This is a genomic window from Bradyrhizobium sp. 62B (genome assembly GCF_030272265.2).
Taxonomy (GTDB): Bacteria; Pseudomonadota; Alphaproteobacteria; order Rhizobiales; family Xanthobacteraceae; genus Bradyrhizobium.
Genome location: NZ_CP092841.2, coordinates 3,581,497 through 3,597,898, shown reverse-complemented (window position 1 = coordinate 3,597,898; position 16,402 = coordinate 3,581,497). Strand labels below are relative to the sequence as shown.

The 16,402-nt window shown below is 64.7% G+C and carries 14 protein-coding genes; 7 read left to right on the top strand and 7 right to left on the bottom strand.

Annotation, left to right across the window (positions count from 1 at the left end):
- The first annotated feature begins 6 nt into the window (after positions 1 to 6).
- The 4 genes from ML401_RS16875 to ML401_RS16860 all read left to right on the top strand — a co-directional run bounded on the left by ML401_RS16875 (position 7) and on the right by ML401_RS16860 (position 6,206).
- Positions 7 to 2,862: a PAS domain-containing protein gene (locus ML401_RS16875; RefSeq protein WP_285812502.1), complete on the top strand. Its 2,856-nt coding sequence runs from the start codon at positions 7 to 9 to the stop codon at positions 2,860 to 2,862.
- Positions 2,859 to 4,436 (top strand): CHAT domain-containing protein, encoded by a 1,578-nt coding sequence (locus ML401_RS16870; protein WP_212068631.1) that lies wholly within the window; start codon positions 2,859 to 2,861, stop codon positions 4,434 to 4,436. The genes ML401_RS16875 and ML401_RS16870 overlap by 4 nt, the downstream gene beginning before the upstream one ends.
- 23 nt (positions 4,437 to 4,459) lie before the next feature.
- Positions 4,460 to 5,701: a hypothetical protein gene (locus ML401_RS16865; RefSeq protein ID WP_285812501.1), complete on the top strand. Its 1,242-nt coding sequence runs from the start codon at positions 4,460 to 4,462 to the stop codon at positions 5,699 to 5,701.
- Between the two features lie 148 nt (positions 5,702 to 5,849).
- Entirely contained in the window at positions 5,850 to 6,206 is a 357-nt protein-coding gene (locus ML401_RS16860; protein ID WP_212068629.1) for a hypothetical protein, read from the top strand.
- A gap of 139 nt (positions 6,207 to 6,345) precedes the next feature.
- Here ML401_RS16860 and ML401_RS16855 read toward each other — a convergent pair whose 3' ends face one another.
- Together ML401_RS16855 and ML401_RS16850 are read right to left on the bottom strand one after the other, a co-directional pair.
- Complete coding sequence (locus ML401_RS16855; protein ID WP_028144578.1) at positions 6,346 to 6,750, bottom strand: cupin domain-containing protein; 405 nt, start codon at positions 6,748 to 6,750, stop codon at positions 6,346 to 6,348.
- Between the two features lie 24 nt (positions 6,751 to 6,774).
- Positions 6,775 to 7,473: a ribonuclease activity regulator RraA gene (locus ML401_RS16850; RefSeq protein WP_008564879.1), complete on the bottom strand. Its 699-nt coding sequence runs from the start codon at positions 7,471 to 7,473 to the stop codon at positions 6,775 to 6,777.
- A 256-nt stretch (positions 7,474 to 7,729) separates the two neighbouring features.
- On the opposite strand from ML401_RS16850, the gene pxpB reads away from it, so the two are divergent.
- From pxpB to ML401_RS16835, 3 genes are read left to right on the top strand one after another with little or no spacing between them, the layout of a single operon-like run.
- The gene (gene pxpB, locus ML401_RS16845) at positions 7,730 to 8,461 is read left to right on the top strand and encodes a 5-oxoprolinase subunit PxpB (protein WP_259209411.1); all 732 of its coding nucleotides are present in this window, start codon (positions 7,730 to 7,732) and stop codon (positions 8,459 to 8,461) included.
- Entirely contained in the window at positions 8,458 to 9,495 is a 1,038-nt protein-coding gene (locus ML401_RS16840) for a biotin-dependent carboxyltransferase family protein (RefSeq protein WP_259209393.1), read from the top strand. Before pxpB ends, ML401_RS16840 begins: the two co-directional genes overlap by 4 nt.
- A 34-nt stretch (positions 9,496 to 9,529) precedes the next feature.
- On the top strand, positions 9,530 to 10,300 hold the full coding sequence (locus ML401_RS16835) for a LamB/YcsF family protein (protein WP_211416992.1): 771 nt from the start codon (positions 9,530 to 9,532) through the stop codon (positions 10,298 to 10,300).
- Between the two features lie 84 nt (positions 10,301 to 10,384).
- Here ML401_RS16835 and ML401_RS16830 read toward each other — a convergent pair whose 3' ends face one another.
- From ML401_RS16830 to ML401_RS16810, 5 genes are all read right to left on the bottom strand, one after another.
- The gene (locus ML401_RS16830; protein ID WP_198172553.1) at positions 10,385 to 10,537 is read right to left on the bottom strand and encodes a hypothetical protein; all 153 of its coding nucleotides are present in this window, start codon (positions 10,535 to 10,537) and stop codon (positions 10,385 to 10,387) included.
- A 299-nt stretch (positions 10,538 to 10,836) separates the two neighbouring features.
- Positions 10,837 to 12,447 (bottom strand): sulfite reductase subunit alpha, encoded by a 1,611-nt coding sequence (locus tag ML401_RS16825; protein WP_285812500.1) that lies wholly within the window; start codon positions 12,445 to 12,447, stop codon positions 10,837 to 10,839.
- The gene (locus tag ML401_RS16820) at positions 12,444 to 14,228 is read right to left on the bottom strand and encodes a NirA family protein (RefSeq protein WP_259209336.1); all 1,785 of its coding nucleotides are present in this window, start codon (positions 14,226 to 14,228) and stop codon (positions 12,444 to 12,446) included. The genes ML401_RS16825 and ML401_RS16820 overlap by 4 nt, the downstream gene beginning before the upstream one ends.
- A 337-nt stretch (positions 14,229 to 14,565) precedes the next feature.
- The gene (locus ML401_RS16815; protein ID WP_285812499.1) at positions 14,566 to 15,729 is read right to left on the bottom strand and encodes a CmpA/NrtA family ABC transporter substrate-binding protein; all 1,164 of its coding nucleotides are present in this window, start codon (positions 15,727 to 15,729) and stop codon (positions 14,566 to 14,568) included.
- Entirely contained in the window at positions 15,726 to 16,316 is a 591-nt protein-coding gene (locus ML401_RS16810; RefSeq protein WP_194408083.1) for an ANTAR domain-containing response regulator, read from the bottom strand. The genes ML401_RS16815 and ML401_RS16810 overlap by 4 nt, the downstream gene beginning before the upstream one ends.
- Positions 16,317 to 16,402: the final 86 nt, after the last annotated feature.

Sequence of the window (16,402 nt, the reverse complement as noted above, 5' to 3'; positions counted from 1 at the left end):
CGCTCATTGACGTCGGAGGAAGTCATCAGGCGCCATGTCATCGGCGCGCTCCGAAATCGGCAGACCAGCCTGACCACCGCGCTGCAGCCTCTGGTCAACGAGCAAGCGCGAATGCTCGTCTCGGAATTCGGCTTCGACGCTCACACCGTCGGCAAAATCCTGCAATCGCAAAACACCGTGCTGAACGTATTGTCGGAGCGGTATGACGCGCTTGATGAAGCCGCGCATTACAGCGAGATTCCCTTCGTCGAACTGGCGAATGACGGTCGCATCGTCTATTCCAATGCGGCATTCGACAAGCTTATTCCCGGCAAACGCGGCGCTCCCTTCTCCGGCTTGTTCGGATCCCGTGCGGCCGATGTGTACATGGCGCTCCGGGCAAATCACAACACGAGCTTGCGGGCCGACATCCAGACCGGCGAAACGGTTCGTCAGGTTAGAGTCGAGATCGGCCCGTTGCGCGACGAAGACGGCAAGCCGGGCAATTACGCCCTCCTGCTCGATCAGAGCGCGGAACAGAGCCGCCTCGATGCCTTGCAGGATGGCGTGCTGCGCACCGACCTCACCGGCAAGATCCGGTTCGCGAACGAGCGAGCCGCGCAGGTCCTGGGGTTCTCGGAATCAGAGCTCAAGGAGATGTCGCTCTCTCACGTTTTCGGGCCAGACGACGACGGAACGACAAAGCTGTTCGCCGAATGGATCACCAAGCAGACCGGCTTCTCCAGCTTCGTCCGGCTCCGTCCAAAAGACGGTCGTTCCGTTCTGGCAAGGGTCAGCGGAACGCCCTACATGGAAGCACCCAACAGCTCGGCAGGGCTGTTGGTGCTGTTCGCTCCTCTTGCCGAGGATCGCGCGCGTCAAGAGCTTAAGACGATTCTCGCCGGGCACGATGATCCGCAAGAGATCATCGAGGCGACGCTTCAGGCCATCGGCAAGGTCATCCCATTCGAGATGAGCACGTTCGGGGTCTACAACGATCTCAACGATTATTGGCGAGCCGTCACTATCTCTCCACGACCCAGCTGGGAGTGGAGCACGCGTTGGTTCAAGGTGCCGCCTGGCGTGATCGAGTGGCTCGAGCAGGGCAAGACGTGGGACAATGATCTGGCCGGGTTCGTCGAGAGCCGCAATCCGGAGGAAAAAGACAATCCGGTGAGCAAGGCCATCATCGACGACAAGTTCGAGTCGATGCTCGTGCTGCCGATACGCAAGGCGGGAGGCCGGTTCGGAAGCTCGCTGGCTCTGCTGTCCCGCAAGCACAAATACACCGCCGCTGACCTGCGCACGCTGCAAAATCTCGGCGTCGAGGAGATCTTGCAGGCCGCAAACGCGGCCATGGAACATGCTCAGGCGCACGCCTTGCGCAAGCTCAAGGATGACTTGAACAAGGCGCCGAGTGCGCGCGCCATCGCCGAACTGCTGGCTACCGGCACCACGAAATGCCTGGGCTGGGAATATGTCGGCGTGTTCCGGGTCGATCGCCTGCGCAGCAGGTTCGTGCTGGTTTCCGAGCACGTCAAGAACGACAGAAACCTTTTGGTGAAATCGGCCGACCGCAAGGCCGAATACACTCAGGAGCTGTCCAGCGGCATGCTCGGCAGCTGCCTGACCGCGCGGGACATTCTTGTCGTTCCTGATATCAGCGACACCGAGCGGAATTACGGCTTCATCCAGACCGCCCCCGATCAACGATCGGCCATGACGGTGCCTCTGTTCGTGAACGGCAAGATCGAGCTCATTCTGGACATGGAATCGTCGGAGCTGAACGCGTTCCGCGGACCTGATCGGGACGCGGCAAGCGGGCTTGCCGCCGACTGCGAACAGATCTTTGCGGCTCGCTGGCACGAAGCGATCGAGTATGCGCTCATGAACAGGATCGAGCAGGCAGCCGTCATCGTGGATGCCGTCGGCACGATCTGCCACATGAATGGTGCCGCGGCGAACATCTTCGGCCAGGCACGTGACAAGAAGCTCTCGTCATTTGGCGCTCGGGACGAAGACTCCGTCCAACTGGCGGAAACCGGCATCCAGCACCGGCTGCGGGTCCATTTGGCGATTGGAGATGCGCCGCGCACCGAGCTGACGGTTCTCGCCAATCGCGAGCCGTTGAACGACGACTATGGTCATCAGCTCTGGCTATTCACCAGCCTCGCCGACCAAAGCCGGGAGAGCGACTGGGGCTATCTGGAGGAAACCGTCACGGCTGTCGCGCGCGAGACCCGCGCTCCGCTGTTGATGGCCGATGGCCTGCTGCGCAGCGCCGCCTCGCTCCTCGGCAAGCCGGACCTCATGAGAAACTGCTCCGGTCTGCTCGAGCAGGCGGCCAACCATTTGCTTCGGGCCGATCTGACCTTCGAGCGCCTGGCCGAGCGTCTTGTCGTTCAGCAGACCCCGCAGGAAGCGCCCGAACAGTTCGACGTCCTGGAAGTCCTCTATCACGAGGTCGAGGGCCTTCCCGTCGAGGATCGTGAGGCCATCCACCTCGTCGACGAGATTGCGATCCGACGCGCCCTATTGGTCAGGGGCTGGACGAAGCGGTTGAGCTTTGCGTTTCGCTCCGCCCTCAGCTCCCTCTTGTCGTTGCGCATCACGCCGAACGACAAGCTGACCGTCACGATCTCAGAACGGCAGCCGCATCGCCTCTCGGTATCCATGCGCTTGCCCGCGACGATTGCCGACACCGTCGCTCCGTCGGCTGTGGACCCGATCGAGCAGAGCCAGCACCGGGCACGGCAGATGGCCAGCATCGCAGTCGAGGCGATACGCAAGACCGTCGAGCAGCACGACGGCACCCTGGCCGAGCTGGACGGCACGGGATTCGAGTTCGAACTGCCATTGTGCGCGCAGGAGGCACCGGTATGACAGCCAAGATTGCGATCGCCACCGCCGAGCCAAACATGTTCGAAACCCTGCGGGGACATCTGCTCGCGGCAGGCGTGGCCCCGGAGGACTTGTACGACAAGCCCTTGATGACCCCGGCGCAGACGAGCGAGTGGCTCATCGCGAACGAGACCGAACTGCTCGTGCTCGATGCCCGGTTGCCGATCGACCCGAGCGCAGGCTACGACACCCGCACGACTCTCGGTGCAAAGCACTTGCTCAACACCGTGGTTTTGGCACAGGACCCGCACACCTCCGTGCTGGTGGTCGCCCCCTCGTTCGGGACCTGCGCGGACCTGGAGGAAGAGTGCAGAGCCGCCGGCAATGCGTTGATCCTGCCGATGGACGCGCTGCAGCTGCACCGGCACCGGATCCTGCGCCCGTTCATTGCGATGCTCACTGGTCACCCCGACGAGACGAACGCCATTCCGGGCGCATTCCGGGTGGTCGAGATCGAAATCCACAGCGCCAAGGTGGAATGCCGGCTCGGAACGGGTGAGGACGGCTGCTCGATGCTTCGCTGGAACACCATCAGCGATCTCGATGACCTCAAGTCTGCAGCTCTGGCCTATGCGCGCGATGAGATGCCGCCGAACAATTGGCTCGGCCAGACGCGCGACGTCGGAACACGCCTGTTCAAGAGCTTCGTCGTCAAAGCGATCGGCGAACATCTGTTCTCGCAGATCGAGAAGTCCGCGGGTGGACTGGTGGGATTGTCGTTCCGATTTGTCATCAGCGACGCAGGCTTCTACCCGGTGCCCTTCGAGGCGAGCGTCCGATATCTTTCGGAGGAAAACGGACCATTCGTGCTTCTCTATGCGCCGATTGTCCGGCGCATTCCCTCGTTCGTCCGTGGAAGGGCCAGCGAGCGAGCGCGGATCAAGCCGGGCGCAAAACTGATGTTCGTGCGTTCGCAGATCGGCGAGCATCCCGATATGAAACTCGACAGCGCGATTTGCGCCGGCAAGAGATTCGACAAGCTCGGCAATATCGACATCGAGCTGAAGCACGTGGAAGAGCTGGGCGCCGCGGGCTGCTTCGATTTGAAGGTCGTCAACCTGTCGGATGCCCCTCCGGGCGAGGCGGCCGCCTATTTGCTGAAGCAGCTCGACGCATTCCGGCCGACCATTCTGCACTATGCCGGTCACGCCTTCAGCGATGGCCAGCAGACCGCGACCCTGGTCCTTCCCGGGATGCAGCCGGAGCAGGCGATCGGCCTGAAACTCGATAGGGTGGCGGCCTCCGACGGCCTGTCAGCGACGACGCTGGTCTACCTCTCGGCCTGCCGTGGCATCTCGAAGGGCTGCGTTCAGCAATTGGTGATGAACGGAATCCCCTATGCGTTGGGCTTTCGATGGAATGTCGAGGACGAACGCGCGCCGCAGTTCGCCAAGGAGTTCTATGACGAACTCCACAAGACGCGGTCGGTTTGCGTCGCGTTCCGGAAGGCGTGCCGCGCATCGTGGGAAAGCCTGAACTACGACGAGGAAAGCCCGATCTGGCTCTCGCCGATCCTGCTGGCGCAGTCGACCGATTGGGCAGCACGCTGCCTGTGAACCGCTCGTAGTGGATGATTGTCATGACCGTCTGGACCACACTCAAGAACGTCGTGGAGCATTGGGCGAGCCGCGAGCTGCGGCGCCCCTATGTCGGCTACGTCGCTTCGGGCGGCGGCAATGCAATGACGGCTGGACAGACCTTCGTGCCCGAAGCGAGTTACTTCGGGGTGCGCATGGTCGAAATGGGCTTGCGGGAAGGCGGCAAGTTCTTCAGCTCGTTCCTTCCGCTCGGCGTCGTGCTCACCGAGTTCAGCTTCGGCGACGGGCGCCAGCGCCGGCCCACGATCTTGAGCAATGACGAGATCGCCGCCCAGCTGAAGGCGGCCGGCGCCGCTCCTGGCTATGTCGATTTCAAGAACATCTACGCCGTCAGGCGCGCGCCCATGAAGCAGGACAATCTGTCGCTGTTCGTCGGCCTGTTCCGCCTTCCCTTTCACGACGTCGCTCAGCAGGTCCTGCAATTGGCCGCCGACCTGACCACGCAGACCGGGCTCGCGCCTGGGGTTTCCGAGGGGTTGCGCGTGGCTGAAAAGATCTACGACCGAGTCGCCGGCCTGTTCGCGCTCAACATCGTCACGCCCTTGTTCTCGTATGCCGACGGCAATGCGCTCGGCCGCAGCGGCTATCTCCTGGTTGCCGGCTCGGATCTCGACGAGGCGGTTGCCAAGCGGCTGGTGGTGACCGACGACAGGTTGCTGCTCGACGGCCAACGTGTCTCCGGATTGGACTATTGCCTCCTGGCCATCGAGTTCACGGCCAGCCTGCTGCCCGAGGGGCCTGATACGATCAATCCCCTCACCCAGCTCGGATTTCATCGACACTGGCAAGGTGTTGCAGGCAGCATCATGAAGCGTGAGTTGGAGCATGCGGACGAGCAGATGCTGGCTCTGCGCTCCGAGGTGATCACATCGCCGGAACTTGCCGAGAACGATCGTCTCGTCGCCATCGGCGCCTACCAGACCAGCTACGACAAGCTCGTGGAGCGCGTGACGCCGAAGAATGCCCACCGCGGCTGGCAGGAGGCTCTTCTGGCCGACGCAGCCGACAAGGCGACCGCCAAACCGGCCGTGACGGAGCTTCTGAAGGGCATGCAGATCCGCCTGCTGACCGGCATCAAGGACGCCCCGGAGGACCCGGACAGGCTGTTTGCGTCCGAGGCCTTCGCACTGCGAAAGACGGTCGGCAAGGCCGCCCCGGTCGGTACGGACTCCGCCATCTCACTGGCGCGCGTGATCAATCGTGCCGTGACAGCAAGACAGTGAGGTGCACGAGCCTTTCGAGGCTCTGCCTGGCCGATGAGACGGCGTCCGGACGCGGGCGCTGGCACCGTCCGCATGCGTGACCCCCCTCACATCGGTCCCTTCCGTGTCGTGACACGATGCCCGGCAGGTTCAGCCAATGGGGCGTGTCATGAGACATCTCTACAAGGGTATCTTCGCCACGATCTGCGCCGTCCCCCTGCTCTGCGGCCAAGCGAATGCGGCATCGACCAGCTTCGACGGCGCCTGGAATGTGCGGATCTCGTCCTCGAGCGAGACCTGCGGCAACGGCGCCACCGTCGCGATCGGTATCAACAATGGGCAGATCGCATCGACGAGCGCGGCGGTGACGGCATCGGGCCGCGTGGCCGATGCCGGCAGCATCAACGTCACCTTGAGCACGGGCATCAAGCGCGCCGTCGGCTTCGGCCGCCTCAGCGGCACCTCGGGCTCCGGCACGTGGCGCGGCGCGCTGTGCACGGGCACGTGGACGGCGGAGAGGATGTAGTCGCTGCGTCCCGGACGTGCTTCAGCGCGTTGGCGCTGCTGCGCAGAGCCGGGACCCAGCATCTTGGTCACTAAAATCTCTGGGCCCGGCTCAGCGACGCATCGCCTTCGGGCGATGCGTCTTGTCCGGGGCACCCGAATTAGCCCAGCGCCGCGCCATACTCCGCGTCGGTGACAGGCTCCAGCCAGGTCGAGTACACGCCGTCGAGCGCTTCCTGCATGGCAATGTGGCACATGCCGTTGGTCGGCGAGGCGCCGTGCCAGTGCAATTCGCCCGGCGGAATCCAGACGGTGTCGCCGGGGCGGATCTCCCTGACCGGACCGCCCTTGGTCTGGACGCGGCCGACGCCCGAAATCACGTAGAGCGTCTGCCCCAGCGGATGATGGTGCCAATTGGTGCGGGCGCCCGGCTCGAACGCAACGCGCGAGCAGTTCAGCCGTGCCGGCGCGGGCGCCATGATCACGGGGTCCTGCCATACGGTGCCGGTGAAGTTTTCCTTGGGCGCGCGGCGGGTCGGCCGCGTGCCTGCAACAGTGATCTCCATGGGATTACCTCGCTTGCTTCACGGTTACTTCTTGCTGGCGGCGTAGCGCGCCTTGGTCTCGGCGTTCATGGGATAGAGGCCCGGCAGCACCGCGCCGTTGTTCACCTCGTTGACGATCCAGGCTTCCATGCGCTCCTGCTCGACGCCCTCGTTGAGCACGTGGTCGAGCATTGCCTGCGGGATCAGCACGCAGCCGTCCTGGTCGGCGACCACGATGTCGTTGGGAAACACGGCAACGCCGCCGCAGCCGATCGGCTCGCCCCAGCCGACGAAAGTCAGGCCCGCAACTGACGGCGGCGCGGCATAGCCGTCGCACCACACCGGCAGATTGGTGCCGAGCACGCCCTCGACGTCACGCACCACGCCGTCGGTGACGAGCGCAGTGACGCCGCGCTTGACCATGCGGGCGCAGAGGATGTCGCCGAAGATGCCGGCATCGGTGATGCCCATGGCGTCGACCACGGCGATGCAGCCGTCGGGCATCGCCTCGATCGCGGTGCGGGTGGAGATCGGCGAGGACCAGGATTCCGGCGTCGCCAGGTCCTCGCGCGCCGGTACGAAGCGCAGCGTGAAGGCCGGTCCCACCAGCCGCGGCAGCCCGGGGCGCAGCGGCCGCGCGCCGCGCATCCACACATTGCGCAGGCCCTTCTTCAGCAGGACCGTGGTGATGGTGGCAGTGGTGATGCCGGCGAGGGTCTTGCGGGCTTCGGGGGACAGCGACATGGAAACAGCAGAGCTCCGGAGGTGCGGGAAAGAACGCCTGCATCTTGCGAGCCGCAGCCCTTGCGTCAAGGGCCAAGAGGCTAGCAATTACGCAGGGCCGATGGGCCTTTATGCGACGCGATAACAAGGCTTTATCGCCTCCCCCTGCATTAATTTATTGGACTTGCGGGCGCATTTACGCGAAGCAGGGGTGACGCGGAACTCAAGGTCGAGCCCGCGCTTTCCAGCCCGATTTCGACAGCTCTTCGACAGCCCAATGGCCGCGACGCTTCCCCCGCCCCGCCTTCTGCCCAGTGGCGACAGCGCCGTCACGGTCGAGTTCAGCCGCACCATCGACGAGGATGCGAACCAGCGCGTGCTGGCGCTGGACAAGGCGCTGGCTGCAAGCCCCATCGACGGCATCACCGAGACCGTGCCGACCTATCGCTCGCTGCTGGTGCATTACGACCCCTGCAAGATCGGTTTCGATGCGCTCGGCGAGAAGCTGCTGCCAATTGCAATCCAGCCGCCGCCGCCGGCGACCAAGGCGCGCCGCTGGCGCATTCCCGTCGCCTATGGCGGCGAGCACGGCATCGACCTCGAGGATGTCGCCAAGGCGCTGAGCACCACGCCTGACGACATCGTCGCCCGGCATGCCGGCGGCGACTACAAGGTGGCCATGATCGGCTTCACGCCGGGCTGGTCCTATCTCAGCGGCCTCGACAAATCGCTGCACATGTCGCGGCGGCAAAATCCGCGGCTGCTGACGCCTGCCGGCACGATCTCGATCGGCGGCGTCCAGGCCGGCATCCAGTGCCTCGCCGCCCCCAGCGGCTGGCATCTGCTCGGCCGCACACCGGTGCGAACCTATCAGCTCCATCGCAACCCGACCTTCCTGACCGAACCCGGCGATCGCGTGACGTTCTTCGCCATCGACCACAAGACCTTCGAGGAGCTGGATCGCGCCGCGGAGGCCGGCGAGCTCGTCGCCGAGCAGGTGGTCGCATGAGCCGGCTCGTCGTCGCCAGCATCGGCCCGGCAAGCTCCGTCCAGGACGGCGGCCGCTTCGGCGCGCAGCGCTATGGCTTGACAGTCAGCGGCGCGATGGATCGGCTGTCGCTGGCTGCGGCGAACACGCTCGTCGGCAACGAACCGTTCGCGGCCGCCGTCGAGATCGGACCGTTCGGCGCCGCCTTCACCGCCCGCGACGGCGCCGTGCGCGTCGCCATTTCAGGCGCGCCGCGCAACGCGGATGTCGCCGGAAACCCCGTTGCCATGGACAGTTCGGTGACGCTGAAGGACGGCGAGACGCTGACGCTGGGCTTTGCCCGCGGCGGCGCCTTCACTTATCTGGCGATCGAAGGCGCCATCACGGGCGAACTGGTGTTCGGCAGTCTCGCGGTGAATGCCCGCGCCGGCCTCGGCAGCCCCTACCCGCGCCCGCTCCAGGCCGGCGACGAATTCAGCGTCCATGCCGCGAGCGGCGCGGGCGAGATGCGCATCGAATTGCCGAAGCCCGTGAGCGGCCCGATCCGTGTTCTGCTGGGGCCGCAGGACGACGAGTTCGACGACGCCAACAAGGCGCTGTTCCTGGACAGCGAGTGGAAGATATCGGCGACCTCCGATCGCATGGGCTACCGGCTCGAAGGCCCCGCCATCAAGCATCTGCACGGCCACAACATCGTCTCCGACGGCACCGTCAACGGCAGCATCCAGGTCCCCGGCAACGGCGCACCGATCGCGCTGATGATGGACCGCGGCACCTCCGGCGGCTATCCGAAGATCGCAACCATCATCACGGCCGATGTCGGCCGCCTCGCACAGACCTCGGCAGGAACGGCGTTTCGTTTCAAGGCCGTCAGCATGGCCGAGGCACAGGACGAGGCGAAGAAGTTCGCGCAATTGATCCGCGCCCTGCCCGATCGCCTGCGCTCCTCCGACAGCGTCGCGCTCAATATCGAGGCGCTCAGCGATGCCAACGTTGCCGGCCATGCGGTGAACGCGATCGATGCCGGCACCTGGCAGGTCACCGCGGAGCCTTAAGCGTAACATCAAGACCGGAAGGCGGAGAGCACCCATGAAGACGATCGATCTCAATTGCGACCTCGGCGAAGGTTTTGGCGCGTGGGAGATGGGCAACGACGCCGCGATGATCGAGCTCGCAAGCTCGGTCAACGTCGCCTGCGGCTTCCACGCCGGCGATCCCGACATCATGCGGCGGACGGTTGAGCTTGCGAAGGCGCGCGGCGTCTCGGTCGGCGCCCATCCCGGCTATCGCGACCTGCATGGGTTCGGCCGGCATCCGATCGCGGGCCTCAAGGCCTCCGAGATCGAGAACCTCGTCGCCTACCAGATTGGCGCGCTGCAGGCGATCGCGACCGCGGCCGGGCACAAGGTCACGCATGTCAAGGCGCATGGCGCGCTCTCCAACGTCGCCTGCGAGGACGACATGACCGCGAAGGCGATCGCCGCGGGGATCAAGGCGGTCGACCCCAGCCTGATCTTCGTCGTGCTCGCCAATTCCAAGCTGGTGAAGGCCGGCGAGGACGCCAATTTGCCGATGGTGCACGAGGTGTTCGCCGACCGCGCCTATGAGGACGACGGCAACCTCGTCTCGCGCAAGAAGCCCGGCGCGGTGCTGCATGATGCCAAGGCGATTGCCGAGCGCGTGGTGCGCATGGTGCAGGACGGCGCAGTGGTCTCGGTGACGGGCAAGGTCATCAAGATGCGCACGGACACGGTGTGCATCCATGGCGACACTCATGGCGCCGTCGAGATCGCGCGGACCTTGCGTCAGGCGTTGAAGGATGCGGGGATCGAGGTCGCGCCGTTCAAGCGCGGGGCGTGATGATGGTCATTCCGGGATGATGCGCAGCATCAGACCTGGGATCTCGAGGTTCGGAGTTCGGCTTCGCCGCCCCGGAACGACATTCTAAAACGGGTGCACCGACAACGACCCGAGGACGATGGCCGCGATAACCGCAAACGCGCTGTAGAGCGCCAGATGATGGGCGTTCGCTCTGGTCTGCCGCGAGAGCGAGCGCGCGTAAAAGTGCAACCTGGCTTCCGCCGATAGTTCGCGCATGGTCGATCTCCAACGCCCCATTTGCGGGATTATGAGGGATCAACCGGGGTATCAGGCAAGACTTCCGAGCAAATAGCGATGAGGGTTCTCTCCAAAAGCCCTCTTGCAGGTGCAAATTCTTTCCAAGCGCCGGTTCCAAGAATCTTTTTCGTTAAGATCCGACCGAACTGGAACCGAGATCGATGGCAGCGGGATGACAGCTTTCGGTGGGAGGATCAGCCGAAGGCGTCATCCGCCACTTCTGCATCGGCCGTGGCAGAAGAGGTGGGCTACGCCTAACCCACCCCACAAAGTCGTCCCTAATAGACATCCGCCTGGAAACGACCCGTCTTCTTCAGCTCGGCGACGAAGCTGACGGCCTCGTCGGTCGAACGCGCGCCGAACTGGGCGACGATGTCGACAAGCGCACACTCGACGTCCTTGGCCATGCGCTTGGCATCGCCGCAGATGTAGAGATGCGCGCCTTCGGCGAGCCAGGTCCACACCTCGCGGCCGACCTCGCGCATGCGGTCCTGAACGTAGAACTTCTTTTCGCCGTCGCGCGACCAGGCCAGCGACATGCGCGTCAGCAGACCCGAGGTCTTCATCGCATTGAGCTCCTCCTGGTAGAAGAAGTCGCAATCGCTGCGCTGGTGGCCGAAGAACAGCCAGTTCTTGCCGGGCGCGCCGGTCGCCTTGCGGTCGAGCAGGAAGGCGCGGAACGGGGCGATGCCGGTGCCCGGGCCGACCATGATGATCGGCGTCTTCGGATCCTGCGGCAGGCCGAAGCCGTGCGCCTTCTGCACATAGACCTTGAGCTCTTCGCCCTCATTGATGCGCTCGCCGAGGAAGGTCGAGGCAACGCCGAGTCGCTTGCGCTTGCCGACGACGTAGCGCACGGAATCGACGGTCAATGACAGCTTTCCGGGCGTCGCATTGTGCGAGGACGAGATCGAATAGAGCCGCGGCTGCAGCGGCTCCAGCGCCTCGACGAAGGCCTCCGGATGCGGCCGCGTGCCGGAGAACTTCTGCAGCGCCGCCATCACGTCGAGCGTCGCGGCATCGCCATCGGGATCCTCACCCTGTGCCAGCGCACGCGCCTTCTCGCGCGCCGCGCCGCCGGTGATGAAGGAGATCAGCTCGAACAGCGTGTCGGGTGCCGGCGACAGCGAGACGTCGTCGATCAAGACCTCGCGCAGCGTCTTGCCGTTGACCTTGGTGGTGTGGGAGGCGCCAAGCAGCGCGATGATCTGGTCGACGAGGCCGACATCGTTGCGCGCGAACACGCCGAAACTGTCGCCGACGATGTAGTCGAGCTTGCTCGCGGAGAGATCGAACTCGATGTGATAGGTTTCCTTCTCCGACTTCCCCTTGTTGAGCAAGCGGCGCGACAGGAAGGTCGCGGCCACAGGGTTGTCGCGCGAGCGGCCGGGTTCTGCGATCGTGACCGTCACGGCCGGCGCCGGAGCGTCAGGCTTGTCCGCCGCTTTGGCTGCCGGGGCCTTGTCGAGCTCCTCGTACAGCGACTTCAGCATCCGCGCGGTTTCCTTGCCGCCGGGGACGCAGAGATTGAGCCGTGCTTCGCTGCGACTGGCGATCGCTTCCGAATAGTCGTGGCAATTGTAGCCGCACTGGCCGCAATCCTGCTGCGCCATCGCCGCCATCATCTTGCGGCGGACGGGGCGCCCTTCCGCAAGCTTCATGCGGTCGGCGATCGGCATGGTCTGGTCGTGCCAGGGCGCTTCGCCGTCGTCGCCGTCACCGGCTGCGCCCTGCATGACGGCTGCGCCCTGCTCCGCCGACAGCGGCGCGGCGACGTCAGGCGACAGCAGCCCGGCAAAGAAGCCGTTCAGCCAGGAGCGCTGCGCATCGGAGAACGGTGCGCTGGCGGGAATGATATCGAGCCTGGGCGGAGGCGTGATCTGGTTCATGAGGACACCTCGGCATCAGCAAGCTTGCGCAGCGTTTCGCCGTCATGGCGGCGCGCAAAGGAGAGGAAGGTTTCGTCAGGCGACGAGCGATGGGCGATATAGGCCTTGAGCAGTTTTTCGACCGTCTTCGGCGCGTCCTCGGCCTTGAGGTCGTGATAGACCTCCTGCCCGACGTCGGCGTCGGGGCCGAACCCGCCGCCGGTGAACAGGTGATAGCCCTCGACCGTGTCGTCCTCATTCACCGGCACGCGCGCACCGATCAGACCGATGTCGCTGATGTAATGCTGCGCGCAGGAATGGTGGCAGCCGGTGACGTGGATGTTGAGCGGCTTGTCCATCGCAACGCGCGGCTCGCACCAGTCGCCGATCTCGGCGGCATGGCGCTTGGTGTTGGCGGCAGCGAAGCGGCAGCCGGCATTGCCGGTGCAGGCGATCAGGCCGGCGCGGATGTGCGAGGCCTCGACCGCGAGCCCGATCTGCTTGATCGCTGCAATGGCGAGTTCGACGTTCTCATCGCGCACCCCTGAAATCAGCAGGTTCTGCCAGACGGTCAGGCGTATCTCGCCGTCGCCGAGGTCGTGCGAAATCTTGGCGAGGCCCCGCATCTGGTCGCAGCTGAGCTTGCCGAGCGTCAGCGACACGCCGATCCAGTTGAGGCCATCCTGCTTCTGCTTGTGCACGCCGACATGGGCCATGCGGTCGGCGGCCGGTCGCGGCGCAAATGCCTCCTCCGGCACGCGCGTGAACGGCGTCTTCAGCCGCTCCTCGACCAGCCCAAGGAAGCCGTCATGGCCCATGGCGTCGAGCACGTATTTCAGCCGCGCCTTGTTGCGGTTGGTGCGGTCGCCATGGTCGATGAACACGCGCACGATGGCGTCGGCAACGGCGGTCGCCTGCTCCGGCTTGACGATGATGCCGGAATATTTCGCAAAATCCTTGTGGCCGGTGATGCCGCCGAGGCCGAGCCGGAACCAGACGCCCGGCTCGACGCCGAAGCCATCCTTCACCTCATATGCCGTGAACGCGATGTCGTTAGTCTCCTCCAGCACGGCGATCCTGCCGGCCCCGTCGAAGGCGACGTTGAACTTGCGCGGCAAGCCGTACAGCGAGCGGTCGTTGAGGATGTGGTGGTGCCACTCGCGCGCATAGGGGCGCGTGTCGATGATTTCCTGAGGATCGACGCCGGCCGTCGGCGTCCCAGTGACGTTGCGAATGTTGTCGGCGCCGGAGCCGCGCGAGCACAGGCCGAGATCCTGGATGCCCTCGAGCAGCCTGATCGCATGCTTCGGCGGGATCTCGCGAAGCTGGAGATTGGCGCGCGTCGTGACGTGGCTATAGGGGCCGCACAACTCGTCGGCGAGATCGGCAAGGCCCGACAGCTGCCAGTGCTTCATGATGCCGTTCGGAATCCGCAGCCGGCTCATGTAGGAGTCCTGCGTCGGCGCGACGTAGAAGATGCCGTAATAGCGCCAGCGGAAATTGTCCGCGGGGCTCGGCGGCGCATTGTCGAGTGCCTGCTGGCGCAGCCGCGGATAGGCATCGAAGGGATGCTCGTCGCGCTTGAACTTCTCCTGGTCGGCGAGCTTTTTGCCCGACGCGATCACCTTGTCCTGCGCCTTGATGTGCACGGCATCGGGGCCAACAGGCTCGGCATTCGCCTTGCCGCCGCCGCCTCCACCCAGGCCGCGCCCGACCCGGCTGATCTGCAGACCGGTCGTGAAACCTTCGAGATAGCGTTTCTGCTCGTCGGTAAAGTCGACTGCGAGCGTATCGATTTTCATGGTCGGTAACGAAGCTCCTGCGGCCACCTGGGTGGCATCGACGGACATTGCGCGACCCGCGAGGACCTAGGCTGGCTCCAAGAGCCGGCTTCGCCACCCCAGCGGTCCGATCAGCTTCGTTGCTGCGGGACTTGGCTCAGCAGGCACCTGTGACAAGCTGGCCGCACTGCAACATTCAAGTTGCGTGCCAGCTTGGAGCAAAACGGAAGCTCAGTGATTTCAGATGATTACGCGGGGGTCGGGAACATCCCGGTGGCCGCGCGGCTCACGAAATTCGGGCACGCGGCTCAAAATTTAGCCGATGCGCCCATCGGCACAAAAAATAGGCAGCGCCGAATCAGGCCTTCCAACGCCCGACCTCGAAGGCCTCGAGATGCCCCCGGATGTTGCCGGGATCAAAGACCGGGCCGGCGAATGCGCCGAACGCCGCGGGAGCCTGCTCAGGCGGCCGGCGACCGAGGGCAGCATCGTAGAGGTCGGGCCTGAACACGGCCATGGCCGTCTTGACGCCCTCCGGCGTGAGCGCCGTCTGCCCCCACCGCACCATCTGTGCATAGAGCCAGGCGGCCTGAACCGGATCGGGGCGCCCCGCCTCCTCCCGCCCCACCAGGAGGTAGCGGCCGCTCTCGCGGAAGGTACCGTCAGGGGAAATCTTCAGGCGTCCAGTCAGTGTGCGCTGGACCACTTCGGCATCGACGCCAATCCGCTCGGGCTGCGCCAGGATCTGCGCCGCCTCGGCGAGGTTCGCAGGATTCTCGATGAACTCGGCCCCCTTCACCGCCGCACGCACCAGGCGCGCGACCACGTCCGGATGCTTGTCGGCCCAGACCTGGCGGACTGCCAAGACCTTCTCCGCTGCACGGTCGAGGATGTCGGAGACGAAATGCAGGATATGCCCGATGCCGAGATCGACGGCGATCGAGTTCCAGGGAGCACCGACGCAGAACGCATCGACATGGCCGCTCTTGAGGCTGTCGACCATGTAGGGCGGCGGCAGCACCACGAGGCGCACGTCCTCGTCGGGATCGACGCCGGCCGCGGCCATCCAGAACCGCAATTGGTAATTGTGGGTCGAGAACGGGAAGGTCATGCCGAAGGTCAGCGGCTCGGCACCTGCCTTGCGCCGCTCGGCCACGACCTTTGCGAGCGCTTTCGCCGTAGCCATCGGATCGAAACGGTTTCCGTCGATCTCCTCCATCAGCGCGGCGTGGAGCGCCGGCGACACCGTGATCGCATTGCCATTGATACCGAGGTTGAAGGGCGCGGCGATCGGCACCTTCACGTGGCCGAGCCCGAGCGAGGACGCGATCGCCACGGGCGCCAGAAGATGCGCGGCGTCGAACAGGCCGATATTGAGCTTGTCGCGGACGTTGGACCAGGAGACCTCGCGGACCAGCTCGACGTCGAGCCCTTCGGCAACGGCAAATCCCTTGTCGACGGCGACAATCAGCGCGGCGGCATCGACCAGCGGAATGAACCCGATGCGCAGGGGGGCGGTCATTTCAGCATCTCCGACGCGGTGATGATCGACTGGGCGATCTCGCCGATTTTCTTCTTCTCGCGCATCGCGGTGGAGCGCAGCAGCACGTAGGCCTCGTCCTCGGTCAGTCCCTTCACCTTCATCAGGATGCCCTTGGCCTTCTCGATGATCTTGCGGTCCTCGAGCTGCGACTTGGTGCGCTCCAGCTCCTCCTGCAGCTTGGCGAAGGCATTGAAGCGGGACACGCAGAGGTCGAGGATCGGCTTGATGCGCTCCTTCTTCAACCCGTCGACAATGTAGGCGGATACCCCCGCCTCGACCGAGGCCTGGATCGAGGCGGAATCGCTCTGGTCGACGAACATCGCGATCGGCCGCTTCACGGCGCGGCTGACCTGGAACATCGCCTCCAGCACGTCGCGGCTGGGGTTCTCCAGATCGATCAGGATGATGTCGGGATCCACCGCATAAATACGGGCCAGCAGGCTCTGCATCTCGCGGATATGGACGACCTCAGTGAATCCCGCCTCCCGCAACCCGTCCTCCAGGATCGCAGCCCGGATCGGGCTTTCGTCGACGATCACGATTTTGGGCGACTGGTCGGCGCTCATGGCTCACTCACGGCAGGTGATTCATCCATAGCACGCCGGAACGCCCTGCAAAGGGTTGTAATTGTGGGCAATTGGGACTAGCTCAG

Excerpts from the sequence above, each read along its gene's own strand:
- ML401_RS16870 (WP_212068631.1), top strand. The coding sequence starts at position 2,859 with ATGACAGCCAAGATTGCGATCGCCACCGCCGAGCCAAACATGTTCGAA.
- ML401_RS16865 (WP_285812501.1), top strand. The coding sequence starts at position 4,460 with ATGACCGTCTGGACCACACTCAAGAACGTCGTGGAGCATTGGGCGAGC.
- ML401_RS16860 (WP_212068629.1), top strand. The coding sequence starts at position 5,850 with ATGAGACATCTCTACAAGGGTATCTTCGCCACGATCTGCGCCGTCCCC.
- ML401_RS16855 (WP_028144578.1), bottom strand. The coding sequence starts at position 6,750 with ATGGAGATCACTGTTGCAGGCACGCGGCCGACCCGCCGCGCGCCCAAG.
- ML401_RS16850 (WP_008564879.1), bottom strand. The coding sequence starts at position 7,473 with ATGTCGCTGTCCCCCGAAGCCCGCAAGACCCTCGCCGGCATCACCACT.
- pxpB (WP_259209411.1), top strand. The coding sequence starts at position 7,730 with ATGGCCGCGACGCTTCCCCCGCCCCGCCTTCTGCCCAGTGGCGACAGC.
- ML401_RS16840 (WP_259209393.1), top strand. The coding sequence starts at position 8,458 with ATGAGCCGGCTCGTCGTCGCCAGCATCGGCCCGGCAAGCTCCGTCCAG.
- ML401_RS16835 (WP_211416992.1), top strand. The coding sequence starts at position 9,530 with ATGAAGACGATCGATCTCAATTGCGACCTCGGCGAAGGTTTTGGCGCG.
- ML401_RS16830 (WP_198172553.1), bottom strand. The coding sequence starts at position 10,537 with ATGCGCGAACTATCGGCGGAAGCCAGGTTGCACTTTTACGCGCGCTCG.
- ML401_RS16825 (WP_285812500.1), bottom strand. The coding sequence starts at position 12,447 with ATGAACCAGATCACGCCTCCGCCCAGGCTCGATATCATTCCCGCCAGC.
- ML401_RS16820 (WP_259209336.1), bottom strand. The coding sequence starts at position 14,228 with ATGAAAATCGATACGCTCGCAGTCGACTTTACCGACGAGCAGAAACGC.
- ML401_RS16815 (WP_285812499.1), bottom strand. The coding sequence starts at position 15,729 with ATGACCGCCCCCCTGCGCATCGGGTTCATTCCGCTGGTCGATGCCGCC.
- ML401_RS16810 (WP_194408083.1), bottom strand. The coding sequence starts at position 16,316 with ATGAGCGCCGACCAGTCGCCCAAAATCGTGATCGTCGACGAAAGCCCG.